Raw genomic sequence first — 23797 nt, forward strand, 5'->3', positions numbered from 1 at the left:
TGTAGGGATCAAAGCGCGATGCGGTGCGGGACGAACGAGGAGGTGTCGTCGGTGATGAGACCCGTCGTCTCCCTGATGCCCAGGCCGGCGGACTCGTCGGCGACCATCCAGGCGCCGAGCACCGGCCGCTGCCCCTCGAAGACGGGCAGGGCCTCGAAGCCCTGGAAGACGTACCCCTCGCGGCCGTAGCTCCCCGGCGTCTCCTGGGTGCCCTCGGGCGTGACGATCCGCATCGAGGCGCCCTCCCTGCCGAGCAGCGGCTTGGCGATGTAGGAGGTCAGGTCGCGGGGGCCGTCGAGGTAGGCGGGCAGCAGGTTCGGATGGCCGGGGTTGAGCTCCCACAGCACCGCCAGCAGCGCCTTGTTCGACAGCAGCGTCTTCCACAGCGGCTCGAACCAGGTGGCGTGCCTCACGGCGTGCCTGCCGAAGTCGTCGGCCAGCATCCACTCCCACGGGTAGAGCTTGAAGGCCGAGCGGATCACGCGGTCCTCGACGTCCACGAAGCGGCGGTTGAGCGCGTCCCAGCCGATGTCCTCCATGGCGACGGCGACCGTGTGCAGGCCCGCCTGGTCGGCGGTCTCCTGCAAGTAGGCCACGGTCATGGCCTCCTCGCCCGTCTCGTCGGCGTTGGTGAACGCGAAGTGCGTCGGGCCTGGCGGCAGCCGCAGCCCCCGCCAGCGCTCGATGAGCCGCTCGTGGATGGAGTTCCACTGGTCGTCGCCGGGGAAGACGTCCTGCAGCCAGAACCACTGCACCACCGACGACTCCACCAGCGAGGTGGGCGTGTCGGCGTTGTACTCCAGCAGCCTGGCCGGGCCCGTGCCGTCGTAGCGCAGGTCGAAGCGGGCGTAGATGTAGGCGTCGCGGCGCTCCCACGAGCGCGCGACCTCCTCCCAGGCCCACTCGGGGATGGCGAAGTCGGCGAAGCGGCCGGCCTCGACCACGTGGTCGACGGCCCGCAGGCACATCTCGTGCAGCTCCTCGACCTGCCGCTCCAGCTCCTCGACCTCGTCCATCGAGAAGACGTAGTGCACGGACTCGTCCCAGTACGGCCTGCTCAGCCCGGACGGATGAGCGGCGCGGTGGTAGGCCAGGCCATGGCCCTCGATCGTCTTCTCCCAGCCGTCCCTGGGAGCGGCGTGCTCTCGGCGCATCGTCAGCTTCCGCCCGTCCAGCTCCGGCCGAAGCCGCCGCGCTGGATCTCCTTGCCGTTGCGGCTGGTGATCGTCACGTCGACGGGCTTGAGCGTGGTGCCGCCCTGGACCCGGTTGCCCACTCTGCGCCCGCCGTAGTACCACAGGTAAGCCCCGCGCGAGCCCGCGTAGTAGTGACTTCCCCCACTGCCGCCGTCGTCGTCGCAGTAGTCGTCGTCCACCACCTCGTAGGTGCCGTCCTCCAGTTGGACGACGCAGTCGGCGGTGACCTCGTCGTCGTCCGCGACGGCGGCGCAGTAGCCGACCACCATCACCGACAGAACGCCGAGAACCACTAAGGGAACGACCTTGGACGATTTACGCGGCGGTGTCTTGGGCGCCTGCGGTGTTGCCATCAAACTCCTGCTTTCCTGGGCCGATCAGCCTAGCGGCGGCCCTTGTCCCCGTACAACGTGTAGTGCCCTGTGCTTGTCGTTCACTTGGGTATGAATGCACCCATGGATCCGGTCGAGGCCCTGCGCGAGATCGCCTTTCATCTGGAGCGCGCGGGCGAGCCCACGTACCGCGTGCGTGCCTTCCGCCGCGCCGCCGCGGTCGTGGACGAGCTGTCCCCCGATCAGCTCGCCCACCTGGCCCACAGCGGTGCGCTCGGCGACTTGCCCGGAATTGGGAAAGTCACCGCCCTCGTGATAAACGAAAGCCTCGATGGGCAGGTTCCGACCTACTTGCGCAGGATGCGGGCGACCGCCGGGATCGAGCTCGACGACGAGACGGCCGAGCTGCGCAACGCGCTCAAGGGCGACCTGCACAGCCACTCCGACTGGTCCGACGGCGGCTCGCCGATCGAGGAGATGGCCGAGGCGGCCGTCGCGCTCGGGCACGAGTACTGGGCGCTGACCGACCACTCGCCGCGCCTGACCGTGGCCAAGGGGCTGTCGGCCGAGCGGCTGGAGCGGCAGCTCGACGTGGTGGCCAAGCTGAACGAGCGGCTGGCGCCGTTCAGGATCCTGACCGGCATCGAGGTGGACGTGAACCTCGACGGCTCGCTCGACCAGGAGCCCGAGCTGCTGGAACGGCTCGACGTGGTGGTCGCCAGCGTGCACTCCAAGCTGCGGATGGGCGGCGAGGAGATGACCCGCCGCATGGTCACCGCCATCGCCAACCCGCTCGTGGACGTGCTCGGCCACTGCACGGGGCGCGTCGTGCAGGCCGGCGGGAAGCGCGGGGTGAAGCGGCCCGAGTCGGAGTTCGAGGCGGAGCTGGTCTTCGAGGCGTGCCGCCGGTTCGGGGTCGCGGTCGAGATCAACTCCAGGCCCGATCGGCTCGACCCGCCGAAGCGGCTGATGCGGCTGGCGTACGAGATGGGGTGCGTGTTCTCGATCGACTCCGACGCGCATGCGCCGGGGCAGCTCGACTGGCAGCGGTACGGGTGCGAGCGCGCCGCCCGGTGCGGGATCGAGGCGGAGCGGATCGTCAACACCTGGCCGCTCGACCGGCTGATCGCCTGGACCCGCGAGGCGTGACGGCCTGGACCCGCGAGGCGTGATGGCCTGGACCCGTGCGGGGTGATGGCCTGGACCCGTGCGGGGGAGGAAAAATCGGCGGGTCGTTGCGTGGCGGGAAACCCGGTTCGGGCGTACTCTCGCGGAGAGAGGCCTGGGGCAGTGGCCCAGGCGTGAGACTCCTGTGGCCCGGCGGTTATGGGAGTGTGCCCGGGGCTGCCGAGCGTCCCGCGATTGTCGGTGGCGGGGCGTAGCGTTCCGGCTGTGAACCGTACCGACCGGCTCTACGCGCTCGTCGAGGACCTGCGCGCCATCGCCCCCCGCTGCCGCTCCGCCCGTGAGCTGTCCCAGCGGTTCGAGGTGAGCGTGCGCACGATCGAGCGCGACATCACCGCGTTGCAGGAGTCGGGCGTGCCGATCTACGCGGAGCCGGGCCGCAAGGGCGGTTACGCCATCGACAAGAAGATGTCGCTGCCCCCGCTCAACTTCACCCCGGCCGAGGCCGTGGCCATCGCCGTGGCGCTCAGCCAGGCCGGCGACCAGCCGTTCGGGCGCCAGGCGCGCAGCGCCTTACGCAAGGTGGTGGCGGCCATGCCGGGGCCCGAGGGCGACCTGGCCAGAGAGCTGGCGCGGCGGGTGCAGCTCGTCCACCTGCCGCCCGAGCAGGGCGAGATCCAGCCGCTCGGCGCCGAGGGCATCTCCAGGGCCATCGAGGAGGCGCTGCTGCGGCGGCGCGTGCTGCGCCTCGAGTACGCCGACGCCAAGGGCGCCATCACCTCACGCGACGTGGAGCCCGGGGTCTTCTTGGGCGGGCGCGGCGGGTTCTGGTATCTCGTCGCGTGGTGCCGGCTCCGCGACGACGTGCGCGTCTTCCGCCTCGACCGCATCGCCGCCGCCACCGTCACCGCCGAGCGCTGTCCCGACCGGCCGCTCGAAGGCTTCGCCACCGACGTGCCCGAGATGGTCGTGCACGGCACTCTGCTCGATTAGTCAATAGAAAACACCGACATAGGGTTGTCGCCAACACGTTAGATCGTTGTCTTGTTCGAGAAACAGAGGAGATGGCGATGGATAACACGGTGACCTGGTTCGAGGTCGCGACCGACGACCCGGAAGGCGCCGAACGGTTCTACGGCGGGCTGTTCGGGTGGGCGTTCAGCGCCGGAGAGGGCCCGATCGACTACCGGATGATCGGATTTCCGGGCGGCGGGCAGCCGGCGGGCGGGCTGTTCGGCACCAAGGGCGAGTTCCCCGCCCACGCCGTCTTCCACGTGCAGGTGGCCGACGTCGAGGAGACCTGCGCCAAGAGCGAGTCGCTGGGCGGCAAGGTGGTCATGAAGGTGATCGACGACGGCGCCGGCACCGACTTCGCCTATCTGCGTGACACCTCGGGCAGCGTCTTCGGAGTCTTCCACCGCAGGTGATGATCCGCTCTGCCGCCGGGGGCGCGCCTTCCCCGCGACGACCCGGCAGCGAGCGGACCGCGTCCCCCTCCGGGAGCGGTTCACCCCTCGCCCTGGACACGCCGCCGATCGCCGAGCGGCGGCGCGTCCAGGGCCTTTCTCGCAAGCGCGCCGGGCCCTCTTCCGGAAGGCGCGTTCTCTTTCAGAAGGCGGCGGCGGGCAGCCAGCGCTCCAGCAGCGCCCGGTCGCCGAACACGGCGAAGGTGTCGGGCGAGCGCCGCCCGTACAGCAGGAGCAGCAGGTCGCTCACCGGCCCGCGCACCGCGACGTCGCCCTTGGCGTGCCCGCGCGCCCACTCGATCCTCCCGGCGGGACCCTGCGTGATGGTCCACTCGCCATCGGCGTCGGTGGCGTGGAGGTGGATCGTGGCCCCCTCCGCGCCGAGCTCGGCCAGGGACCTGGTGACCCACACGGCCGACGGCAGGTTGTGCAGGAACTCCTCGACCCCGTCGATCGCGGTCTCCGCCGGGATCTCCGGGCCGGCGCCGAGCGCGAGCTCGGCGTCGGCCCGGTGCACCACCAGCTCGAAGAGCATCCGGCGCGGCCACCACGCCGCCCGCCTGTCGGGGCCCCACGTCCACACCTGCATGGACGGGTCGGTCGCCCGCAGCACCTCGGCCATCTCGGCGGCCCCCGCCGCCAGCCAGGCCACGTCGCCGCTGCGCCCCTCGGCCAGCCCGTCGGGCACCTGCCGCGACCAGACGCGCTCCTGGACGCGGTTGCGCAGCATGTGCGTGGTCCATCGGTGCGTCCGGCCGACGTGGGTGATCAGCTCGGCGAGCGTCCATCCCGGGCACGTCGGCACCGGGACGGACAGGTCGCCCGCCAGGGCCGCCAGCCGGGCGGCCTCCGTCTCGATCTGAGCGATCCGCGAGTGGTAGTCCTGGAAATCCGTCACCCGGCTCAGACTAGGCCGCCGGGCAGCTCGCGCCCTTGCCGGGCACCTTGCCGTCGAGCAGGTAGGCGTCCACGAGCCCCTGGACGCACTTGCTGCCCGACAGGTACGCGCCGTGCCCCTCACCCTCGTAGGTGACCAGCGTCGCGGTCTTGAGCTGGGCCGTCAGCTTCGGCGCCCACTCGTACGGCGTGGCGGGGTCGCCCTTGCCACCCACCACCACGATCGGCGCGGAGCCGGTGGCGTTCACGTGCCGCGCCTCGTCGCTGCCCTTGGCCGGCCACACCCGGCACAGCCCGCCCGAGCCCTCGCTGCCGAACAGCGGCGAGATCTTCAGCGCGGCCTCCTCGGTGCGCCGCAGCGTCGCCTCGTCGGGCCGTTCGGCGGTGTCGACGCAGGTGATGGCCGGGAAGCTGGTCATCTGCGTGGAGTAGGAGCCGTCGGGGCTGCGCCCGGTGTAGGAGTCGGCCAGGTACAGCAGCGCCTCGCCGTCGCCCTTCAGCGCCGCGCCCAGCGCCTCCTCCAGGAACGGCCAGGTCAGCTCCGAGTACAGCGCGGCGGCCACGCCCGTGGAGGCCAGGCCCTGGGTGAGCTGGCGGTTGCCGACCTTCAGCGGCTGCGCGGTGAGCTGGTTGAGCAGGTTCTCGACGTTGGTGTTGGCGGTGGCCTGGTCCTTGCCGATCGCGCAGGTCTCCTTCACGCAGGCGCGCAGGAAGCTCTCGTACGCCTTCTGGAAGCCGCGGGTCTGCGCCAGCGTGCGCTGCTCGAACGTGACCGTCGGGTCGAGCGGCGCGTCGAGCACCATGCGGCCCACGTTCTTGGGGAACAGGGTGGCGTAGACGCCGCCGAGCTGGGTGCCGTACGACATGCCGACGTAGTTGAGCTTGGGGTCGCCCACGGCGTCGCGGATGCGGTCCATGTCGCGGGCGGCGTTCACGGTGCCGACGTACGGCAGGACCTTGCCGGAGTTCTGCTGGCAGAGCGCGGCGAAGCGCTTGTTGGCCGCCGCGACCTGCCTGTCCGTCTCGTCGTCCGGCGGCAGCGTGTCCAGCGCGACGAACGTGTCCATCTGGGCGCCGTCGCCGCAGCGCACGCCGGAGCTGCGCTCGACGCCGCGCGGGTCGAAGCTGATCAGGTCGTAGCGGGCGCGCAGCGCGGTGAGCGCCTTGGCGGCCTGGTCGAGCGTGTCGACGCCGGACGCGCCTGGGCCGCCGAAGTTGAACACCACGGAGCCCAGCTTGTTCTGGCCCGTGGCGGGCAGCTTGATCAGCGCCAGGTCCAGTTTCCCGCCGTCGGGCTTGGCGTAGTCGAGGGGCACCGCGAGCTTGCCGCACCGCACCGAGGCGTCCTGCCGGGCGGGCGGCTCGCCGTCAGGGCGCTTGATGTCCGTGCAGGCACCCCAGGCGATCTTGTCGGAAGCGGCGGTGGACTCGGCCGAGGGCCCCGAAGCGGGCTCGGCGGGCACTGTGGAGCAACCGGCGGCCACCAGGAGCAGGGCGGCGGCTGTGACGCGACGCATGACGAACTTCCCCTCACATATCTCAGGGGGAAGTAGTGCCCACAATACGTGACCGTGCACCAAACCAGGGTGAGGCGGCACGTACCCCTCCTGAACGTGCCGCCTCACCAGGCCAAACGGCGCGGACGGCCGGATATGACGGCGCTCCCGCGAATATTTCTTCGCGGGAGCGCCCTTGCTGGATGCCTCAGACGCCCATGGACTGGGTGTCGTTGCTCTCCGCGCCGCCGGCCTCGGTGACGCCGTTCTTCAGGTGGTACCTGGCGATCGCCTCGCGCAGCACCTCGCCGTCGAGCTCGCCCCGCTTGACCAGGCTGGTCAGCACGGCCAGCGTGATCGAGGCGGCGTCCACGTGGAAGTGGCGGCGCAGCGCCGAGCGGGTGTCGGACAGGCCGAACCCGTCGGTGCCCAGCGAGGACCAGTCACCCGGCACCCACTGCGCGATCTGGTCCTGGACGGCCTTCATGTAGTCGCTGACGCCCACGAACGGGCCCTGGGCCTGCGAGAGGACCTGGGTGACGTAGGGGACGCGCTGCTCGGCGTCCGGGTTGAGCAGGTTGTGCTCCTCGCACGCCAGCGCGTCGCGGCGCAGCTCCGACCACGACGTCGCCGACCACACGTCGGCCGACACGCCCCAGTCTTCGGCCAGCAGCCGCTGCGCCTCGATCGCCCACGGGCCCGCCACGCCGGAGGACAGGATGTTGGCCTTCGGGCCCTGCGCCTGCGGGCCGTCGGCGAACTTGTACAGGCCCTTGAGCAGGCCCTGCACGTCGAGGTTGGCCGGCTCGGCGGGCTGGACGTAGGGCTCGTTGTAGACGGTGAGGTAGTAGAAGACGTTCTCCTGCTCCTCGCCGTACATGCGGCGCAGGCCGTCCTTGACGATGTAGGCGGTCTCGTAGGCCCAGGACGGGTCGTAGGAGACGGCGGCCGGGTTCGTCGAGGCGATGAGCGGCGTGTGGCCGTCCTCGTGCTGCAGGCCCTCGCCGTTCAGCGTGGTGCGGCCGGCCGTGGCGCCCAGCAGGAAGCCGCGCGTCATCTGGTCGGCCATCTGCCACATCTGGTCGCCGGTGCGCTGCCAGCCGAACATCGAGTAGAAGATGTAGATCGGGATCATGTGCTCGCCGTGCGTGGCGTACGACGTGCCGGCCGCGGTCGTGGAGGCCATCGACCCGGCCTCGTTGATGCCCTCGTGCAGGATCTGACCGACGGTCGACTCCTTGTACGACAGCAGCAGCTCGCGGTCGACGGCCTCGTACGTCTGGCCGTGCGGCGAGTAGATCTTCGCGCTCGGGAACATGGCGTCCATGCCGAACGTCCTGGCCTCGTCGGGGATGATCGGCACGAACCGCTTGCCGATCTCCTTGTCGCGCATGAGGTCCTTCAGCAGCCGGACGAAGGCCATGGTGGTGGCCACCTGCTGCTTGCCCGAGCCCTTGGAGAACTGCTTGTAGACCTCGTCGCCCGGAAGCTGCAGCGGCTTGGCGCGCACCACGCGCTTGGGCAGCACGCCGCCGAGCGCCGCGCGGCGCTCCTTCATGTACTGGATCTCGGGGTCGTTCTCGCCCGGGTGGAAGTACGGGGGCAGGTCGCCCTCCAGGGCCGAGTCGGGGATCGGCAGGTAGAGCCGGTCCCTGAACTCCTTCAGCTCGGCCTTGGTGAGCTTCTTCATCTGGTGGGTGGCGTTGCGCGCCTCGAAGTCCTTGCCCAGCGTCCAGCCCTTGATGGTCTGGGCGAGGATCACCGTCGGCTGGCCGACGTGCTCGCGGGCCGCCTTGAACGCCGCGTACACCTTGCGGTAGTCGTGGCCGCCGCGCGACAGCTTGCGGATGTCGTCGTCGTTCAGGTGCTCGACCATCTTGCGCAGGCGCGGGTCGGAGCCGAAGAAGTTGTCGCGGATGTAGCCGCCGGACTCGACCGAGTAGGTCTGGAACTGGCCGTCGGGCGTGGTGTTCATCTGGTTGACCAGCACGCCGTCGACGTCGGCCGCCAGCAGCGGGTCCCAGTCGCGGCCCCAGACGACCTTGATCACGTTCCAGCCGGCGCCGCGGAAGTACGACTCCAGCTCCTGGATGATCTTGCCGTTGCCGCGTACCGGACCGTCGAGCCGCTGCAGGTTGCAGTTGATCACGAACGTGAGGTTGTCGAGCTCCTCGCGCGCGGCCAGGCCGATCGCGCCGAGCGACTCGGGCTCGTCCATCTCGCCGTCGCCCAGGAACGCCCAGACGTGGCTGCGGCTGGTGTCCTTGATCTCGCGGTTGAGCAGGTAGCGGTTGAACCGCGCCTGGTAGATCGCGCCGATCGGGCCCAGGCCCATCGAGACCGTCGGGAACTCCCAGAAGTCCGGCATCAGGCGCGGGTGCGGGTAGGAGGGCAGGCCGTGGAAGCCGTGCGACAGCTCCTGGCGGAACGCGTCGAGCTGCGCCTCGTTGAGCCGGCCCTCGAGGAAGGCGCGGGCGTAGATGCCCGGCGCCGCGTGCCCCTGGAAGAAGACCTGGTCGCCCGACTCGCCGTGGTCCTTGCCGCGGAAGAAGTGGTTGAATCCCACCTCGTACAGGGAGGCGGCCGAGGCGTAGGTGGCGATGTGACCGCCCACGTTGGTGCGGGCGTTGGCCCTGGACACCATGACGGCCGCGTTCCAGCGGATATAGGCGCGGATGCGGCGCTCGACGTGCTCGTCGCCCGGGAACCAGGGCTCGCGCTCCGGCGGGATCGTGTTGATGTAGTCGGTGCTGCGCAGGCCCGGCACGCCGACCTGGTGCTCGCGGGCGCGCTCGAGCATGCGGAGCATGAGGTAGCGGGCTCTGGTGCGGCCTTCGGTCTTGACGACGTTGTCGAGAGACTCGAGCCACTCGTTGGTCTCGCTGGGGTCGACATCAGGCAGCTGGCTGGGTAGGCCGTCGCTGATGATCGAGAATCGCTGGCGTCCGGAAGCCACTGGGTCTCGCCTTCCGAGATGGACTGATGTCTGGTCTGGGTCGCCTTCCATCCTGGTCGCTAGCCGTAGAAAACGCATCTCTACTGGCCGGTAACCAGAGTGTCCCTGCTGGCAGGGCCATCTACGATGGCCTAGACCACCGATGGTAGGACGAATCGGTACCAAAGGTTACATCGCGGGAGCAATTTAACAAGACAGGAAAACGGACGAAATTTCGCTCGAATCCATGATGCGCCCGGGATGCCTCCTTCTGTAGCTCCTAGCCTCCCCGGAGGGAGGCGTGTCACTCGCGGCGGGCGAGTCTAGCCGTCGTGGGTGGAGGGGGAGTGGTGCGGGCCTGGAGCGGGCGCGTCGCGGGGCCCGGACGGTCGGGTAACACGTCACCGATGACACGTCAGCCCGCACCTCGTGTACTGATCGTTCTCGCGTTCCTTTGTTACGTCGCGTCCCCCCTTCAGCGCCGGGCCGCGCCCTCACCCAGCGTTGCCGCGTGGTGGCGGGGCGTCCCTGTGGGATGCTGCGGCGCGGGTCCCCGCCTCCGTGTCGGGTAACGATCTGGTCATCATTTGAGCTCCGCCAGCGCCCGCGGCAAAACTTCGGAATCGCTCTTTTCGTCCGGCTATCCGCGTACCAATGTGGGAGGTATGAATGCGACGGTTGGCGACCGGCTCCTGATGCACGGGAATACCGTTGGCGAAAGGGACCGGGGCGGCGTAATCACGGAGGTGCAGGGCACGAACGGCGGGCCTCCGTACGTGGTGCGGTTCGACGACGGCCACACTGGTCTGGTGTTTCCTGGCCCCGATGCCGTGGTCGTGCCTAAGTAGGATTTCCGTGTGAGATCTGAAATCATCTCCGTGACCACGGGTTCGCGAGAGACGGTGCACGACATCACGGCCGAATGCGCCGATTTCGTCCGCACCCAGGGTGAGGACGGGTTGCTGCACGTCTTCGTGCCGCATGCGACGGCGGGCATCGCGCTGCTCGAGCTGGGGTCGGGCAGCGACGACGACCTGCTGGCGGCTCTGGGCGACCTGCTGCCGGCCGACGACCGCTGGCGTCATGCCCACGGATCGAAGGGGCACGGCAGGTCACACGTGATGCCCGCGCTGATCCCGCCGTACGCGACCATCCCCGTACTGGGCGGGCGAATGGCGCTGGGCACGTGGCAGTCGGTCGCGTTGATCGATCTGAACGTCGACAACCGGCAACGCCAGGTTCGCCTGTCGTTTTTGTCTGATTGATTCTGACCGACTACGGCCGTACCCGTGGCGACCGTTGACGACTGAGGGTCACAGCGTGTGGACTGTGCCGAAGCGATAAACCGCATAAGCGGGGCCACTCAAGCAGGAGGGATAAACGTGAGCGCGACCGCGGGTCAGGCGCAGGGCGAGCGCGGCCTGGCCGAACGACTCGGCCTCAAGTCGGGTCAGGTGGTGCAGGAGATCGGTTGGGACGAGGACGTCGACGACGAGCTTCGCGAGTCCATCGAGGACCTGACCGGCAACGAGCTGCTGGACGAGGACAGTTACGACGTCGTGGACGTCGTGCTGCTGTGGTGGCGCGACGGCGACGGGGACCTCTTCGACGCTCTCACCAACGCCATGCGAGCACTCGCCGATGGCGGCCAGATCTGGCTGCTGACTCCCAAAGCGGGGCGCGAGGGCCACGTGGAGCCGAGCGACATCGGGGAGGACTCCACGACGGCAGGCCTCTCGCAGACGAGCAGCATCTCGGCCGCACCCGACTGGTCCGGGACCAGGCTCGTCCCGCCGAAGGGCAAGAGGTAGGGAGCCTGAGCGCCTGCCGTAGGGCAGGATGATGGCTGTGAACGCACATCCTGCCGAGGTCGGCGCCCTGGCTCCGGATTTCGAGCTGCAGGACCAGCACGGCACCCCGGTGAGCCTGTCACGGCTCCGGGGCGAGAAGGTCGTGCTGGTCTTCTACCCGCTGGCGTTCAGCGGGACCTGTTCCAGCGAGCTGTCCGCCCTGCGCGATCAACCGATCGAGGGCGCGCGGCTGCTGACCGTCTCCGTCGACTCCGTCTTCACGCACCGTGCGTGGGCGGATCGCGAGGGTTACACGTTCTCCCTGCTCTCTGACTTCTGGCCACACGGACAGGTCGCGCAGGCGTACGGTGTGTTCGATGAGGCGAAGGGGCTCGCTCAGCGGGGGACCTTCATCATCGACGGCGAGGGCGTGATCCGGTGGTCGGTGGTCAATCCGATCTCCTCCGCACGCGACGTCGCCGACTACATCAAGGCGCTCGCCGATATTTCATGACTTCGTGGCTTCGTGACTTTCGGAGGGAAGGATGCCCTGCTACCGCTGCGGGGCCCGGCAGACGGACCCGGTGCGCGGTGCCAGCCCGTGGCAGCGCGGGGTGCGCAACGAATCCCAGGTGCTGATCTGCCCGGACTGTCAACGGCTGCACGACCTCGACCTCGACTCCTGCTCCACCTGCGGGTCCACGGCGCTCATCTGCCGGCTGGGCGAGGTGGAGTGCCGGTCCTGCGGGGCGGTGTGGCTGGCGCGCTCGTCCGAGACCCTGGACCCGGCTCCGGTGGCGCCGCCGCCGGGGCTGTCGGCTGAGGTCGAGGCAGCGCTCAACCGGGTGCTGGGACGGGCCTGAGTAGCTCTGTGAGGCTGAGGCGGGGCTCGTGGGTTCCATCGGGGTCTCCACCCTGCCCCCGGGTTCTCACGGAGGGTCTGGGGGCGTGTGAGCGCTTGGGGCGCCGTCGTTCATGCCTGTCCTGGATCGGCCCTGGACTGGATCCGGACTGAATTTGGACCTGCCGGGCGCCGACTCTGGACCGGCTGTGCACCGACTCTGGACCAGTCGTGCGCCGAATCTGGATCGAGTCTTGGACCGTACGGGATCTGGTCGAGAGCGGGCCTGGACCGGCCCTGCAGCAGGTCTGGACCCGAGCCGTCGCAGACGGCGTGGGACGTGATCGACGCGGCGCACGAGACGCCGACTCACGGCAGTGCCACGAGACGCCGATACGGGCATCGAGAAGCGCCGGCGCGGGAACACAGGGAGAGGGCGCGATCCCCAGGCACCAGCCCCCAGCTCTCAGCGCCCAAGCGGCCAGGCTCCCAGCCCTCAGCACCCAGCCCCCCAGCGCGCCCTCAGCGCCCAGTCCCAGGCCCCCAGCCTTTGGTGCCCAGGCGGCCAGCCCTCAGCCCCCGGCCTGCACCCCCAGCCCTCAGCCCCCGGCCTGCACCCCCAGCCCTCAGCCCCCGGCCTGCACCCCCAGCCCTCAGCCCCCGGCCTGCACCCCCGGCCCTCAGCGCCCAGGCGGCTAGGCGGCCAGCCCTCGGCTCTCAGCGCCCAGGTGTCCAGGCGTCGATGCGACCCCACACAACCACCACACACGGCACATCAAGGCGGCACAGCCACCCACCATCCCCACGCTCCAGACGTCCCCACCCCTTTCCACACATTTACTGAGCTGCGCTATCGTCTCCTTCCGTGTCCGCTATGAGTTCGTTCGTCGTCGCGCTCGATGTCGGTGGCACGTCCATGAAGGGCGGCCTGGTCAGCGAGTCCGGCGCGGTGCTGCTGAGCGAGCGGCGCCCGACCCCCCGAGCCGAGGGCCCGGAAGCGGTCGTGGCGGCGATCTCCGACTTCATCAGCCACCTGGCCGCCTCAGGCGACGGCAACCCGGCCGGCGTCGGCCTCGCCGTCCCCGGTCTGGTGACGGACAGCGCCGCCGTCTACGCGGCGAACCTCGGCTGGCGCGACGTCCCGGCCTCCAGCTTCACCACCCTGGACATCCCGGTCATGCTCGGCCACGACGTCCGCACGGGCGGCCTGGCGGAGAGCACCCTCGGCGCCGGCCGCGGCCTCACGGACTTCCTCTTCCTCCCCATCGGCACAGGCATCGCCGGCGCCTCCATCATCCGCGGCGAACCGTACGGCGGCTCCTCGGGCTGGGCCGGCGAGATCGGCCATACCCCGGTCTTCCCGGACGGCGAGCAGTGCGCGTGCGGTCAGTTCGGCTGCCTGGAGACGTACGCCTCGGCCGCCTCGGTGGGCCGCCGCTACAGCCAGCGCGCCGGCGTGGAGGGCGTCAAGGCCGAGCAGGTCGTCGCCTCGGACGACCCCATCGCCATAGAGGTCTGGGACGAAGCCGTGGAAGCGCTCTCGCTGGCCCTGGCCACGTACACACTGCTGCTCGACCCGTCGGTCATCGTCCTCGGCGGCGGCCTCGCCGAAGCCGGCCCTGCCCTCTTCGACCCCGTACGCACCCGCCTCATCAACCGCCTCGCCTTCCGCGAAGCACCCCCGCTCGTCCCGGCCGCCCTGGGCGTGGACGCCGGCATGCTCGGCGCGTCCCTGCTGGGCTGGCGCGCGGCGGGGCGACCTGAGCTGGGGCCCGGGTGGGCGGTGGATGTGCGATCGGGGCCGTTGGTGTCGTAAGGTGTAGTGCCGATCAGGGGCGGTTAGCTCAGCGGTAGAGCACTCGCCTTACAAGCGAGGGGTCACTGGTTCGAACCCAGTACCGCCCACCTGCATCAGAAAGCCCGCAGCGATCATGCTGCGGCGCTGTCGTGCCATCAACGTGCCGTCGGGTCACGTGGGCGAGCACTCCGTAAGGTCCATCGCCTGCTCTGCGCCAAAGCGCGATCGGACGGCGACCCAACGCCTGATCAACGACTTGTTCCGCCGTGAGCCCAGCCTCTTCAGGCCAGAAGATCAGGTCGGAGACATATCCCCCGAAGGGCATGTGAGCGAGCGGTCCATCGCACGCGGTCATGTGTCGACATTTCTGGAACCGCCGAAAATGGGGTGTGACGCGTCGCGTCGATCGCTAACGTTGAGGACAGCTCAACGAGACCAGGAAAGGCGCGGGTCGAATGGGTGTCGGTTATCTTTCTGCAACAAAGAATCATCCGGTGCCCGCATCACATATCCGCGCTTTCTCTGAGGCGAGTGAGCTGGTCAGGCCTGGTGTCGGCACGGGTCGAAGTCCTGTCGGTTATCCGCTCATAACGGGGTGGTCGCAGGTTCGAGTCCTGCCCGGAGCTTCGGCTTCGGTAGCTCAGCTGGATAGAGCACCTGAACACCGGTGGGCGCCCCCATATCCGCGCCGGCTCCAGACCTGATCGCTCGTCAGTTTTGCCAGGGGCACGGGTCGAATCTCTATCGGTTATCGCCTCAGGAGCGGGTGACGCAGGTTCGAATCCTGCCGGGCCGGCCGAACGTCGGCCCGTAGTCCAGCGGCCCAGGACGCCTTTACGCCGGTAGGGGCCTGCCACATCCGTGCCACTGGCAAGGCTGACGAGCGCCGGACGGGAGTGGGCTGAGCTCGACTCCAACGGAAGGAGCGCCACCATGGCACGTGACCCTCTCGCCGCGGTGTCGGCGATCGCGACCCCGCAGTCCCAGCCGCTCCCCGGCCGCGCCGGCCAGGTGAGGAACGCCGCCGGCGGCTACGTGTTCGCCAAGGACGTGTGGGCCAAGCTGGAGGACTTCCTCATCCTGGGCACCACGGGCGGCACCTACTACGTGGGCGAGGACAAGCTGACCGCGGAGAACGCCGGCGTGCTGTTCCAGGCCATCGCCGAGGACGGCCCGCGCGTCGTCGAGCTGCTGACCGCGATCTCGACGGCTCGCCCGCCGCGGGCGCCGAAGCAGCGGCCCGCCCTGTTCGCGCTCGCGGCGGCGTACGCGAAGGGTGACGCAGACACCCGGCAGGCGGCGAAGGCGGCGCTCGCGAAGGTCGCCCGCACCACGGATCATCTCGCCCAGTTCTTCGGCTACTACAAGAACCTCGGGGGCAAGCCGACCGCCCGGGGCGTCGCGCCTGTGGCCGGCCGTTCGCTGCGTACGGCGCTCGGGTCGTGGTTCCTGACCGGGACGGCGGACGACGTCGCGTTCAAGGCGTGCAAGGCCCGCCAGCGCAGGACGCCGCAGGGCGAGAGCTTCGACCTGCGGGACGTGCTGCGCATCGCCCACCCGGCCGCGGACGACGAGCAGCGCAAGATCCTGTTCGGCTGGATCGCCGGGAACGTCGGCGACGACAGGGCGCGCGAGGCCCTGCCCGCCGTGGACCGGTTCCTGACCGCGAAGGCCGTCACCACGCCGGCGCAGGCCGTCGATGTGGTGACCACGGCGAAGGTGCCGTGGGAGTTCCTCCCGGACTCGGTGCTCAAGGACCCGTCCGTGTGGGAGGCGCTGATCGGGACGATCGGCATGACCGCTCTCCTCCGCAACCTGGCGCGCATGACCCGGCTGGGCACCCTCACGCCGATGGCGGACGCGACCTCGCGGGCGGTGTCGCGGCTCACGAACCGGGAGGCGATCGCGCGCGCCCGCATCCATCCGATGGACGCGTGGCTGGCCATGCGCGTCTACAAGTCGGGCGTGGCGCAGCCGAACCCGCGCGCCGACCGGCAGGTGTGGCATCCGGTGCCGGCGATCCTGGACGCGCTGGAGGAGACGTACGAGGCCGCGTTCGGCACGGTCGAGCCTTCGGGCAGGCGGCTGCTCGTCGCGGTGGACTCGTCCGGTTCGATGTCGTGGGGCGGCGGCGTTCGCGTCGGCGGGTCGCCGATCGGCTCGCCGTACGAGGTCGGCAACGCGATGGCCGTCATGCTCGCCCGCATCGAGGGCGGCAACGTGCACGTCATCGACGTCGACACGTCCGTACACGCGTCGAAGGTGACGCCGCGCACGAACCTGCGCGAGATCGCCTCCTGGCAGCCGTCCGGCGGCGGCACGGATCTGTCGCTGCCGTTCACGTGGGCGCGCAGGAAGCGGATGGAGGTGGACGGGATCGTGGTCTTCACCGACAACGAGACGTGGGCCGGCCGGTCGCATCCGACGCAGGCGCTCGACGCCTACCGGCGCACCGTCAACCCGGACGCGCGGGTCGTCGTCGCCGCGATGACCGCCGCCGGGTACTCGATCGGTGATCCGAAGGACGAGGGTGTCCTGAACGTGGCCGGTCTGGACGCGTCGCTGCCTCTCGTCGTCAACGGGTTCGTACGCTGAGCAGCGGCGGGTGTGGGTTGCAGCCAGGTCCAAGAGCGGTCCAAGTGGCGCCATGTTGCATGGCGCCATGAGAAACCTGATTGCGGCCCGTGGCGTGCGCCGGGCGATCGCTCTGGTCCTGCTGTCCATCACCACCGTACTGACGATCGGGGTGACGAGCAGTCCCGCCCACGCGTGGAACCCCGCGGACGACGGCTGGCACAAGTGCTACATCGACGGCAAGTGGATGTGGTGCAAGGACCTGTAGACCGGCCAAGGGGCCCGCGCTACTCGCCGATCTTCTTGGCGTACGGTGTCCTGGCCCTCTTGGAGGTTCATGCCGGCCACGTCCGGCAGCGTCTTCTGCTCCGCCGCGGCGGTGGTGAGGACGGCGAGAGCGAAGCGCTTGGGCGACGTGCCCCTCCTGCGGTCGGGAGATAGAACGCGCCGAAGGGCCACGCTTCGCCGTCAGGCTGGAGTTACCGGGGCCGGTGGCCCTTGCCCCGGCGGCTGGTGGAGCGCGTGGCTCGGCGGCCGGAGCTGTTCTGTGCCGGTTTCTGAGCCTGTCGGCGGGCCGGCTTCTCCGCGGGCGGAGGGGCGGCGTTACGGCCGCGGGTGCTGTTCACGGTCCGGCCGCGGACGATGCCGATGAAGTCCTCCACCAGGTCGGTGGTCGCGTCCGTGGGCCAGGCCAGCGCGACCTGCGACTGCGGCGCGTCCGTCACCGGCCGGTAGGTGAGGTCCTTGCGGTGGTGCAGGCGGGCCAGTGACTGCGGCACCACCAGCAGCCCCGCTCCGGACGCCACCAGTTCGACCGCCTCGGCCGTGGTGGCGGGGTCGGTGAACGCGGGGAGCCCCGGTCTGACCGGCCACTCGATGGTGTCGTCCAGGGCGCGGAGCACCTCGTCGTCGGCCAGGTCGGCGAGGACGATCTCGTCGGCGGCGGCCACTGCGTGGTCCTTGGGCACCACGACGACGGTGGTCTCCACGTACAGGGGGATCACGCTGAGCGCGTCGCGGTCGATCGGCAGCCGGACGAAGGCGGCGTCGGCGCCGCCGCCCCTCAGCAGGTCCACCACCTCGGCGGCGGGCACCGTGACCAGGGTGAGCGGTATGTCGGGCAGCCTCTCGGCCCAGATGCCCGCCCATTTCGCGGGGGTCACCCCGGGCACGTACGCCAGCCGGAACGTCTCACCATCAGTCACCGCCTCAGGGTACCGATGTCAGAAAACCCCTTCCGACTGACTACGCTTGGCCTCATGAGCTCGTCCAAACCGAAGTCCGTCCAGACGATGAAGCCCGAGACCGCGGCCAAGAAGCTGGGTGTGCTCCTGTCGGCCACTCCCGCCGAGTTCCGTGAGGGCGTCGTCTCCAGGGACGAGCTGAACGAGCTGCAGGCCAAGCCGCCCGCGTGGCTGGTCGAGCTGCGGCGCAACGGGCCGCACCCCAAGCAGGTCGTGGCCGCGAAGCTGAGGGTTTCCGTCTCCGGGCTGATCAGGGGCGGGGTCACCGAGCCGCTCACCACTGCCGAGATCGAGGCGTTGAAGGCGGAGAATCCGGAGTGGCTGGAGCACGAGCGGTCCGTGCAGGCCGAGACGCGCAAGGAGGCGCAGCGCCTCAAGGAGCGCTAGCGGCGGATTTCGCCGAACAGGTGCTTGCGCATCGGGCTCACGGGTGAACGGGCACCAAGTGTTGGAGTCGTGAGGAATGCTTCGCCGGGTCCGGCTGTGCAGCAGGCCGAGAGGCATCTCGGTGTCCGGCACCGGGCGAGTGCCCTGGCCTGCGCCGAGTGTTCTGCTCCTGCCGCACGAGATGGCGGAGCAGGCCTCGGCGACTTCGCTGAGAAACGCGCTTCTGCGCGGGCTGGGTGTCGGCGAGGCCGACATCGAGGAGTGGCGACGGGAAGAACGCCGCCCGGTGCGGTCCGGATGGGCGGCGGCGAAAGCGCTGCTCCAGCCGTGGCTGGTCACCGTCGACTTCGTGCGCCTGCGGTGGGAGGAGGAGCGGGATCCCGACCTCGAACAGGTGTCGATGGATCCGGTGCGGTTACGGCTGATGCGGACGGGCCTGTTCCAGGTGCAAGTGCTTCTGGGGCAGATGTTCTTCGCCGCGGACGCCGGCAGCCGCTCGTTCATGCCCATCCTGGGGGAATGGGCCGCTCGTCGCGGGGCGCGGCTGGGTTTTCTCGGCTCGGACGAGGTGGACGGGCTGGTCGCGGAGCTTGACATCCCCTCGTGCAGAGCTCTATCGGTGGGAAGCCTGCGGCGGCTCGGCATCGACTTCCTGACCGCCGTCCGCCGGCTGGAGGTCGGGCATCCGGACGCGGAACTCGTGCTGGCCGCGCTGGCGGCTGGGGAGATCGACTCCTTGTACCAGTACGAGAACTCGTGGGTCGAGGTGAAGCGCCAGGACTATTCGCCGGGGCCGAGAGGCGACATCGAGTTCGGGCAGGACGTGGCGCGGTTCGCGAACTCGGAGAACGGCGGGCTGCTCGTTCTCGGCGTGGATGAGAAGAAGGACGGCAAGGGCTCCCGGATCAAGGGCCTGCACCTGATTCGCGACGGCATCAGCGAGGACCGGAGAAGGAAGATTCTGGATTCGGTGGTCTACCCGCCGATCGCGGGGCTGCGTGTGCACCATCTGGAGATGGAGGATCGGCGGGGGCGCGGGTCTGTGGTGGTCGTCGAGGTGCCGGCGCAGAAGGACGAGCTGAAGCCGTTTCTGGTGAACGGTGTCATCGTGGGCGACAAGGTGGAAGGTGCCTTCATCGGGATCGTCCGGAGGCGGGGCGAGGACAGTATCACCGTCAACATCGCGGAGCTACATGCGATGATCACGAGGGGACGCGGTTCGTGAGGACGGCTGCCCGCAGGAGCAGGGCCGCGCCTGACGCTCAGCATCCGACGTTGACGACGTCAAGGCAGGGCCCCGTCCAAGCGAACGGGGCCCAGCACTGACGATCACGTGCGGAGCTTCACCTCACCGGTGAACGTGCGACCGTCGGACAGATGGCCGCTGACGGTGACGGTGACCGTGCCGGTGTAGCCGGAGAGGGCCTGCTCGACGCCGGTGGCATCGATCCGGAACCGATCGTGACGGAGCGGAACGGCGGACAAAGGAACGATCTTGCCGTCGGCGACCGCCCGTACCGTGGTGGGCAGGACGTCAGCGCGCGTCCCGGAGACCTTCACCTGGAGCTGGTCCTTGTGGAGCTGGACGCGGGCAGGAAGCGGCGCGCCAGTGGTCAGGTACGGGGCGGGCGGGGTGGTCATGCCGGTGCCGAGGAAGAAGCCGGTGTGCGGGGGCTGGTTGTAGCCGACGTTCTGCCAGGTGACGCCCGACTGGTAGACGGGGTCGTGGGTGAGCGTCGGGAAGCGGTGCTCCGTCGCGTACGGCGTGGTGTACAGGCGCAGGGCGGTGGAGTCCTCGGTGCGGACGAGCAGTTCTTCGCGCCAGTCGCCGAGGAGGTCCGCCTGGAGGGAGGGGTTGCCCTTGGTGGTGTTGTTGGAGTAGGTGCCGGTCGCGGTGAGGAGGTTGGTGGTGGTCTGGGGGGAGGGGTTCCATTTGCCGATGGTGGGGACGCCGGCCAGTTTGTCGGCGGAGTAGTCGTGGTCGAGGATCTCGCGTGACAGGTCGCCGTCCCACCAGATGGTGTTGCTGATCGCCGGGGTCCTGTCGGCGGAGATGAGGTCGCCGGTGGCGGTGTGCAGGCCGGCGCCGTTGGAGGCCCAGGCCTCCTCGCCCTGGTGGGAGGGGTCGATGTCGCCGGTGAGGCCGCGGCCGGTGTCCTGGCCGGTCTTGACGCACCAGAGGATCTCGCCGGTGGCGGCGTCGTGCATCTCCAGGCCGCACGGCATGTTCGTGTGCTCGTGCACGCCGACGATCTCCAGGCCGGGGCGGGCCGGGTCGAGGTCGCCGAGGTGCATGGCGTCGCCGTGCTCCAGCTTGGTGGTGTAGAGGCCGGTGCCGTCGTCGTCCAGGGTCATCGCGCCGTAGGCGATCTCGTCCCTGCCGTCGCCGTCCACGTCGGCGACGGACAGGTTGTGGTTGCCCTGGCCGCCGTAGCCCGGGTTGCCGGAGCTGGAGAACGTCCACCGCTTGGTGAGTTCGCCATCGCGCCAGTCGTAGGCGACCAGCATGCTCTTGGCGTAGTAGCCGCGGGTCATCACGATGCTGGGCAGGGCGCCGTCGAGGTAGGCGGAGGCGGCCAGGAAGCGGTCGGAGCGGTTGGCGCTGCTGTCGCCCCAGTCGGCCAGGTTGCCGCGGGCCGGCTCGTAGTCCACGGTGGCCAGGGCCTTGCCGGTGCGGCCGTCGAACACGGTCAGGTATTCGGGGCCGCTGAGGATGCGGCCGCCGGTGTTGTGGTCGGCGGCCGGGTCGCCGATCACCGTGCCCGCGCCGTCCACCGTCCCGTCGGCGGTCTTGACCACGAACTCGGCGCGGCCGTCCCCGTCGAAGTCGTCCACCAGGAACGGGCTGTAGTGCGCGCCGGCGCGCACGTTGCGGCCCAGGTCCACGCGCCACAGGCGGGTGCCGTCCAGCTCGTAGGCGTCGAAGACGGCCGGGCCGGTGTAGCCGCCCTGGGAGTTGTCCTTGCTGTTGGACGGGTCCCACTTGAGCACGATCTCGTACTGCCCGTCACCGTCCAGGTCGGCGGCGGCGGCGTCGTTGGCGCGGTAGTCGTAGGCGTTCCCGGCGGGGGTGACGCCGCCGGCGGGCTTGTCGAGCGGGATGTCCAGGTACGCGGCCGTCCACGGGCGTGCGGGGGCCGAGCGGCGCCCTTCCCTGCCGTCCAGGATCGCGGCGACGGTGTAGGCGCCGGTGCCGGCGGCGTCCAGGTGGTTGGTCCGGTCGGTGGTGGTGAGGGGCTTGCCGTCCCGGTAGAGCCTGAAGCGCACGCCGGACGGGTCGGTGCCGAGCATCCGCCAGCTCACCAGCGTGCCCTGCCCGGTCGGTACGGCCACCAGGCCCCGGTCCAGCTCGGGCATCCGGCGCAGCGGGTACGCGGTGACCGGCGAGGTGAGCGCGGCCGACGGCGCCGACAGGCCGCCGGGGCCCGCGGCCACCACGCGGTAGGCGTGCCGGTCGCCGGGGACGATCTCGTCGCTGTAGGACGTCCTGCCGTCCGTGACGACGCCGATCCGCTCGTCGTCGCGGTAGAGGTGGTACAGGAGGGCGTTCTCGACCGGCCGCCAGCGCAGGGTGATCTTCTTGGTGGTGGCGGTGACGAGGCTCAGGCCCTCGGGGGTGGCGGGGGCGGGGCTCGCGGCGTCCTTGACGGTGACGGTGAGGGGCGCGCCGAGGGTGCCGCCGGGGGTCTTGACCGCGTAGGAGTAGGTCAGGCCCAGCTCGGGGGTGCTGTCGGTGAACGTGGCCGCCGTGCTGTCGCCCAGCTTGGACCAGGGGCCGGTGGCCGTCGCGGCCCGGTGGACCTCGTAGCCGGACGAGCCCGCGGCGTTCCAGGTGAGCGTGACCGCGGGAGTGGCGGTGGCCTGGATGGCGGTGGCCGCGAGGCCGGTGGGGGCGGTGGCCGGGCCGATGAGGATCGCGTTCACCCGGCCGTCCTGGCCGAAGCCCAGGTTGAGCTGCCCGTCGGTGATGCGGGCGGTGCCGGTGTAGTCGCCGTACGCGCCGGTGCTCGCGGTGATCGTGGCGCGGGCCTCGCCTTCGACGGCGAGGGTGGTGGTGTTCGGGGCGATGGCGTCGCCGGAGATCACCTTCAGCTCGTACTCGCCGTTCGGGACGTCCACGGCGAAGCCGTAGGAGGCGGCGACCGTGAAGTCCCGCGTCACCGGGTCGGCGGTGCCGCGGTCGCGGTTGCCCACGGCGCGGTCCAGGCCGTAGCCGAGGTCGGCGGTGTAGAGGGTGTTGTGCGCGACGCGCGTGTAGCCGTCGGCCAGGGGGCTGGTGGTGGAGCCGAAGTCGAACTTGAGCCCGGTGGCCGGGTCCGGCGGCGCTGCGACGGCGGGGGTAGCCGTGATGGATAACGTGAGCGCGGCGGCGATGAGAGCGAGCCTCACAGGTGTACTCCTGCCGAGTGATCCGAGATTAGAACGTTTTTAGCGGGCAGGGAAAGCGCTTGCCAAGGCTTTACTTTCGCGCCTGTATCAACTAAGGGGGAAATAATCGGGTGTGAGGTGGTCCGGGTTGGCTCTAGGGTTTCGATCGTGACCAAGCTCAACCAGATCCTCGCGGTCGAGAAGGGTGTGAAGTCGGACGTCCAGCGCAAGGTGACGGACGCCTACCACCAGATCCAGAAGACACCCCTGCTCTCCGGCATCTCCCGGACGTACCAGCCGATCGACGACGAGGGCGAGCAACTGCCGCCCGAGTCCACGCGCGTGCAGGTGCAGGCCGACGAGGTGCTCAAGGGCGTCGGAACCGCGCTGGCGCGGCTGTTCGACGTGACCGCCACGAAGGACTGGGCCAACTGCGAGGCAAAGGCCAGCGTCGCCGTCGACGGCACGGTGCTGCTGGAGGACGTGCCGGTGACGTACCTGCTCTTCCTGGAGAAGCAGCTCACCGACGTCTACACGCTGGTCTCCAAGCTGCCCACGCTGGACCCGGCCGAGACGTGGTCGCGGGACGAGGCCACCGACACCTGGCGGACCGATCCCGTCAAGACCACGCGCACCAAGAAGGTGCCGCGCAACCACGTGCTGGCGGAGGCGACCGACAAGCACCCCGCGCAGGTGCAGGTCTACAACGAGGACGTCGTCGTCGGTTACTGGACGAAGGTCAACTTCTCTGGGGCGCTGCCGCAGCGGCGGGTCAACGAGCTGCTGGTGCGCGTGCAGAAGCTGCAGGACGCGGTGAAGTACGCCCGTGAGGAGGCGAACGGCGCCGAAGTCGTGGACAGGAAGGTCGGCGAGAGAGTGTTCGCCTACCTCTTCGCCTGAGCCGGCTCGCCGCCGGCGTCCGGTGAACTACGCTGAGGACTCCCTCGCCCCGTGCGAGGGTGCGCGAAGAGCGCAAGCTGAGGCTGAGGCCTGAGGCTGACATGACGGTGACAGTGAAGGTTCGAGTCCTTCCCGGGGCATCCGCGCCCCGGTAGCCCAACTGGCAGAGGCGGCCGTCTCAATTTCAGATTCTCGCTCTAGATTCAGCATTGATCGTCGAGTGCCGGATCGATCGGGACGGGCTGTGGATGTTGAGGTGCCGGTTCGAATCCGGCCCGCCGCTCTCACCATGCGGCGGTGGCTCAATGGCAGAGCGCGCGTCGTAAGGGCTGACCCGTTCCCTTAAAAGCCGCCGGCACTCACATGTGGCGGTCGTTCTCGGGCCCCTCGGATGGGTAGATCCGGGGGGCCTACCTGTGTCCGCCCGGCTCGACGGGCCCTGGATGAC

General features: G+C 69.7%; 21 protein-coding genes and 1 tRNA gene. 15 read left to right on the forward strand and 7 right to left on the reverse strand.

The genetic code is table 11. The features are described 5' to 3' along the window. Window positions 1-8 precede the first annotated feature (8 nt). Both FXF51_RS52250 and FXF51_RS52255 read right to left on the reverse strand, forming a co-directional pair. On the reverse strand, window positions 9-1154 hold the full coding sequence (locus tag FXF51_RS52250; protein WP_148442323.1) for a glutathionylspermidine synthase family protein: 1146 nt from the start codon (window positions 1152-1154) through the stop codon (window positions 9-11). Between the two features lie 2 nt (window positions 1155-1156). Then, complete coding sequence (locus FXF51_RS52255; protein WP_148442324.1) at window positions 1157-1489, reverse strand: hypothetical protein; 333 nt, start codon at window positions 1487-1489, stop codon at window positions 1157-1159. A gap of 162 nt (window positions 1490-1651) precedes the next feature. Between FXF51_RS52255 and FXF51_RS52260 the strand changes: the two genes are divergently transcribed. The 3 genes from FXF51_RS52260 to FXF51_RS52270 all read left to right on the forward strand — a co-directional run bounded on the left by FXF51_RS52260 (window position 1652) and on the right by FXF51_RS52270 (window position 4080). After that, the gene (locus tag FXF51_RS52260) at window positions 1652-2677 is read left to right on the forward strand and encodes a PHP domain-containing protein (protein WP_148442325.1); all 1026 of its coding nucleotides are present in this window, start codon (window positions 1652-1654) and stop codon (window positions 2675-2677) included. A gap of 243 nt (window positions 2678-2920) precedes the next feature. Beyond that, window positions 2921-3646, forward strand: a complete 726-nt coding sequence (locus FXF51_RS52265) for a helix-turn-helix transcriptional regulator (RefSeq protein WP_148442326.1) — start codon at window positions 2921-2923, stop codon at window positions 3644-3646. 77 nt (window positions 3647-3723) lie between these two features. Continuing rightward, the gene (locus tag FXF51_RS52270; RefSeq protein ID WP_148442327.1) at window positions 3724-4080 is read left to right on the forward strand and encodes a VOC family protein; all 357 of its coding nucleotides are present in this window, start codon (window positions 3724-3726) and stop codon (window positions 4078-4080) included. 181 nt (window positions 4081-4261) lie between these two features. Here the strand turns inward: FXF51_RS52270 and FXF51_RS52275 are convergent, their stop codons facing one another. The 3 genes from FXF51_RS52275 to aceE form a co-directional block, all read right to left on the reverse strand. Continuing rightward, window positions 4262-5017 (reverse strand): maleylpyruvate isomerase family mycothiol-dependent enzyme, encoded by a 756-nt coding sequence (locus tag FXF51_RS52275; RefSeq protein WP_187415039.1) that lies wholly within the window; start codon window positions 5015-5017, stop codon window positions 4262-4264. A 10-nt stretch (window positions 5018-5027) separates the two neighbouring features. Continuing rightward, window positions 5028-6533: an alpha/beta hydrolase gene (locus FXF51_RS52280; protein WP_148442329.1), complete on the reverse strand. Its 1506-nt coding sequence runs from the start codon at window positions 6531-6533 to the stop codon at window positions 5028-5030. A gap of 187 nt (window positions 6534-6720) precedes the next feature. Beyond that, window positions 6721-9468, reverse strand: coding sequence for a pyruvate dehydrogenase (acetyl-transferring), homodimeric type (gene aceE / locus FXF51_RS52285; RefSeq protein WP_148442330.1), 2748 nt, complete (start codon window positions 9466-9468; stop codon window positions 6721-6723). A gap of 644 nt (window positions 9469-10112) precedes the next feature. Between aceE and FXF51_RS52290 the strand changes: the two genes are divergently transcribed. From FXF51_RS52290 to FXF51_RS52340, 9 genes are all read left to right on the forward strand, one after another. Beyond that, entirely contained in the window at window positions 10113-10295 is a 183-nt protein-coding gene (locus FXF51_RS52290; protein ID WP_148442331.1) for a DUF1918 domain-containing protein, read from the forward strand. A 9-nt stretch (window positions 10296-10304) separates the two neighbouring features. Beyond that, window positions 10305-10712 (forward strand): secondary thiamine-phosphate synthase enzyme YjbQ, encoded by a 408-nt coding sequence (locus FXF51_RS52295; RefSeq protein ID WP_148442332.1) that lies wholly within the window; start codon window positions 10305-10307, stop codon window positions 10710-10712. A gap of 117 nt (window positions 10713-10829) precedes the next feature. After that, window positions 10830-11258, forward strand: a complete 429-nt coding sequence (locus tag FXF51_RS52300) for a DUF3052 domain-containing protein (protein WP_148442333.1) — start codon at window positions 10830-10832, stop codon at window positions 11256-11258. 31 nt (window positions 11259-11289) lie between these two features. Beyond that, window positions 11290-11751 (forward strand): peroxiredoxin, encoded by a 462-nt coding sequence (locus FXF51_RS52305; RefSeq protein ID WP_148442357.1) that lies wholly within the window; start codon window positions 11290-11292, stop codon window positions 11749-11751. Window positions 11752-11782: 31 nt separating this feature from the next. Next, window positions 11783-12100, forward strand: a complete 318-nt coding sequence (locus FXF51_RS52310; protein ID WP_148442334.1) for a hypothetical protein — start codon at window positions 11783-11785, stop codon at window positions 12098-12100. Between the two features lie 852 nt (window positions 12101-12952). Beyond that, the gene (locus FXF51_RS52320) at window positions 12953-13894 is read left to right on the forward strand and encodes an ROK family protein (RefSeq protein WP_148442335.1); all 942 of its coding nucleotides are present in this window, start codon (window positions 12953-12955) and stop codon (window positions 13892-13894) included. Window positions 13895-13911: 17 nt separating this feature from the next. Continuing rightward, window positions 13912-13983, forward strand: a tRNA-Val gene (locus FXF51_RS52325). A gap of 826 nt (window positions 13984-14809) precedes the next feature. After that, on the forward strand, window positions 14810-16471 hold the full coding sequence (locus FXF51_RS52335) for a TROVE domain-containing protein (RefSeq protein ID WP_148442336.1): 1662 nt from the start codon (window positions 14810-14812) through the stop codon (window positions 16469-16471). Window positions 16472-16538: 67 nt separating this feature from the next. Beyond that, a complete protein-coding gene (locus FXF51_RS52340; RefSeq protein WP_148442337.1) occupies window positions 16539-16718 on the forward strand; it encodes a hypothetical protein in 180 nt (59 codons plus the stop codon). Window positions 16719-16929: 211 nt separating this feature from the next. Here FXF51_RS52340 and FXF51_RS52345 read toward each other — a convergent pair whose 3' ends face one another. Further along, window positions 16930-17655, reverse strand: a complete 726-nt coding sequence (locus FXF51_RS52345; protein WP_262380457.1) for a LysR family substrate-binding domain-containing protein — start codon at window positions 17653-17655, stop codon at window positions 16930-16932. 54 nt (window positions 17656-17709) lie between these two features. On the opposite strand from FXF51_RS52345, the gene FXF51_RS52350 reads away from it, so the two are divergent. Beyond that, a complete protein-coding gene (locus FXF51_RS52350) occupies window positions 17710-18081 on the forward strand; it encodes a DUF5997 family protein (RefSeq protein ID WP_148442338.1) in 372 nt (123 codons plus the stop codon). Window positions 18082-18262: 181 nt separating this feature from the next. Next, a complete protein-coding gene (locus FXF51_RS52355) occupies window positions 18263-19306 on the forward strand; it encodes a helix-turn-helix domain-containing protein (protein WP_187415040.1) in 1044 nt (347 codons plus the stop codon). 104 nt (window positions 19307-19410) lie between these two features. Here the strand turns inward: FXF51_RS52355 and FXF51_RS63595 are convergent, their stop codons facing one another. Further along, window positions 19411-22470: a hypothetical protein gene (locus FXF51_RS63595; protein WP_148442340.1), complete on the reverse strand. Its 3060-nt coding sequence runs from the start codon at window positions 22468-22470 to the stop codon at window positions 19411-19413. Window positions 22471-22617: 147 nt separating this feature from the next. Here FXF51_RS63595 and FXF51_RS52365 point away from each other — a divergent pair, with 147 nt between their 5' ends. Further along, complete coding sequence (locus FXF51_RS52365; protein ID WP_148442341.1) at window positions 22618-23349, forward strand: hypothetical protein; 732 nt, start codon at window positions 22618-22620, stop codon at window positions 23347-23349. The last annotated feature ends 448 nt before the right edge of the window (window positions 23350-23797 follow it).

It is taken from the genome of Nonomuraea sp. PA05, assembly GCF_008086045.1.
Classification (GTDB): domain Bacteria; phylum Actinomycetota; class Actinomycetes; order Streptosporangiales; family Streptosporangiaceae; genus Nonomuraea; species Nonomuraea monospora.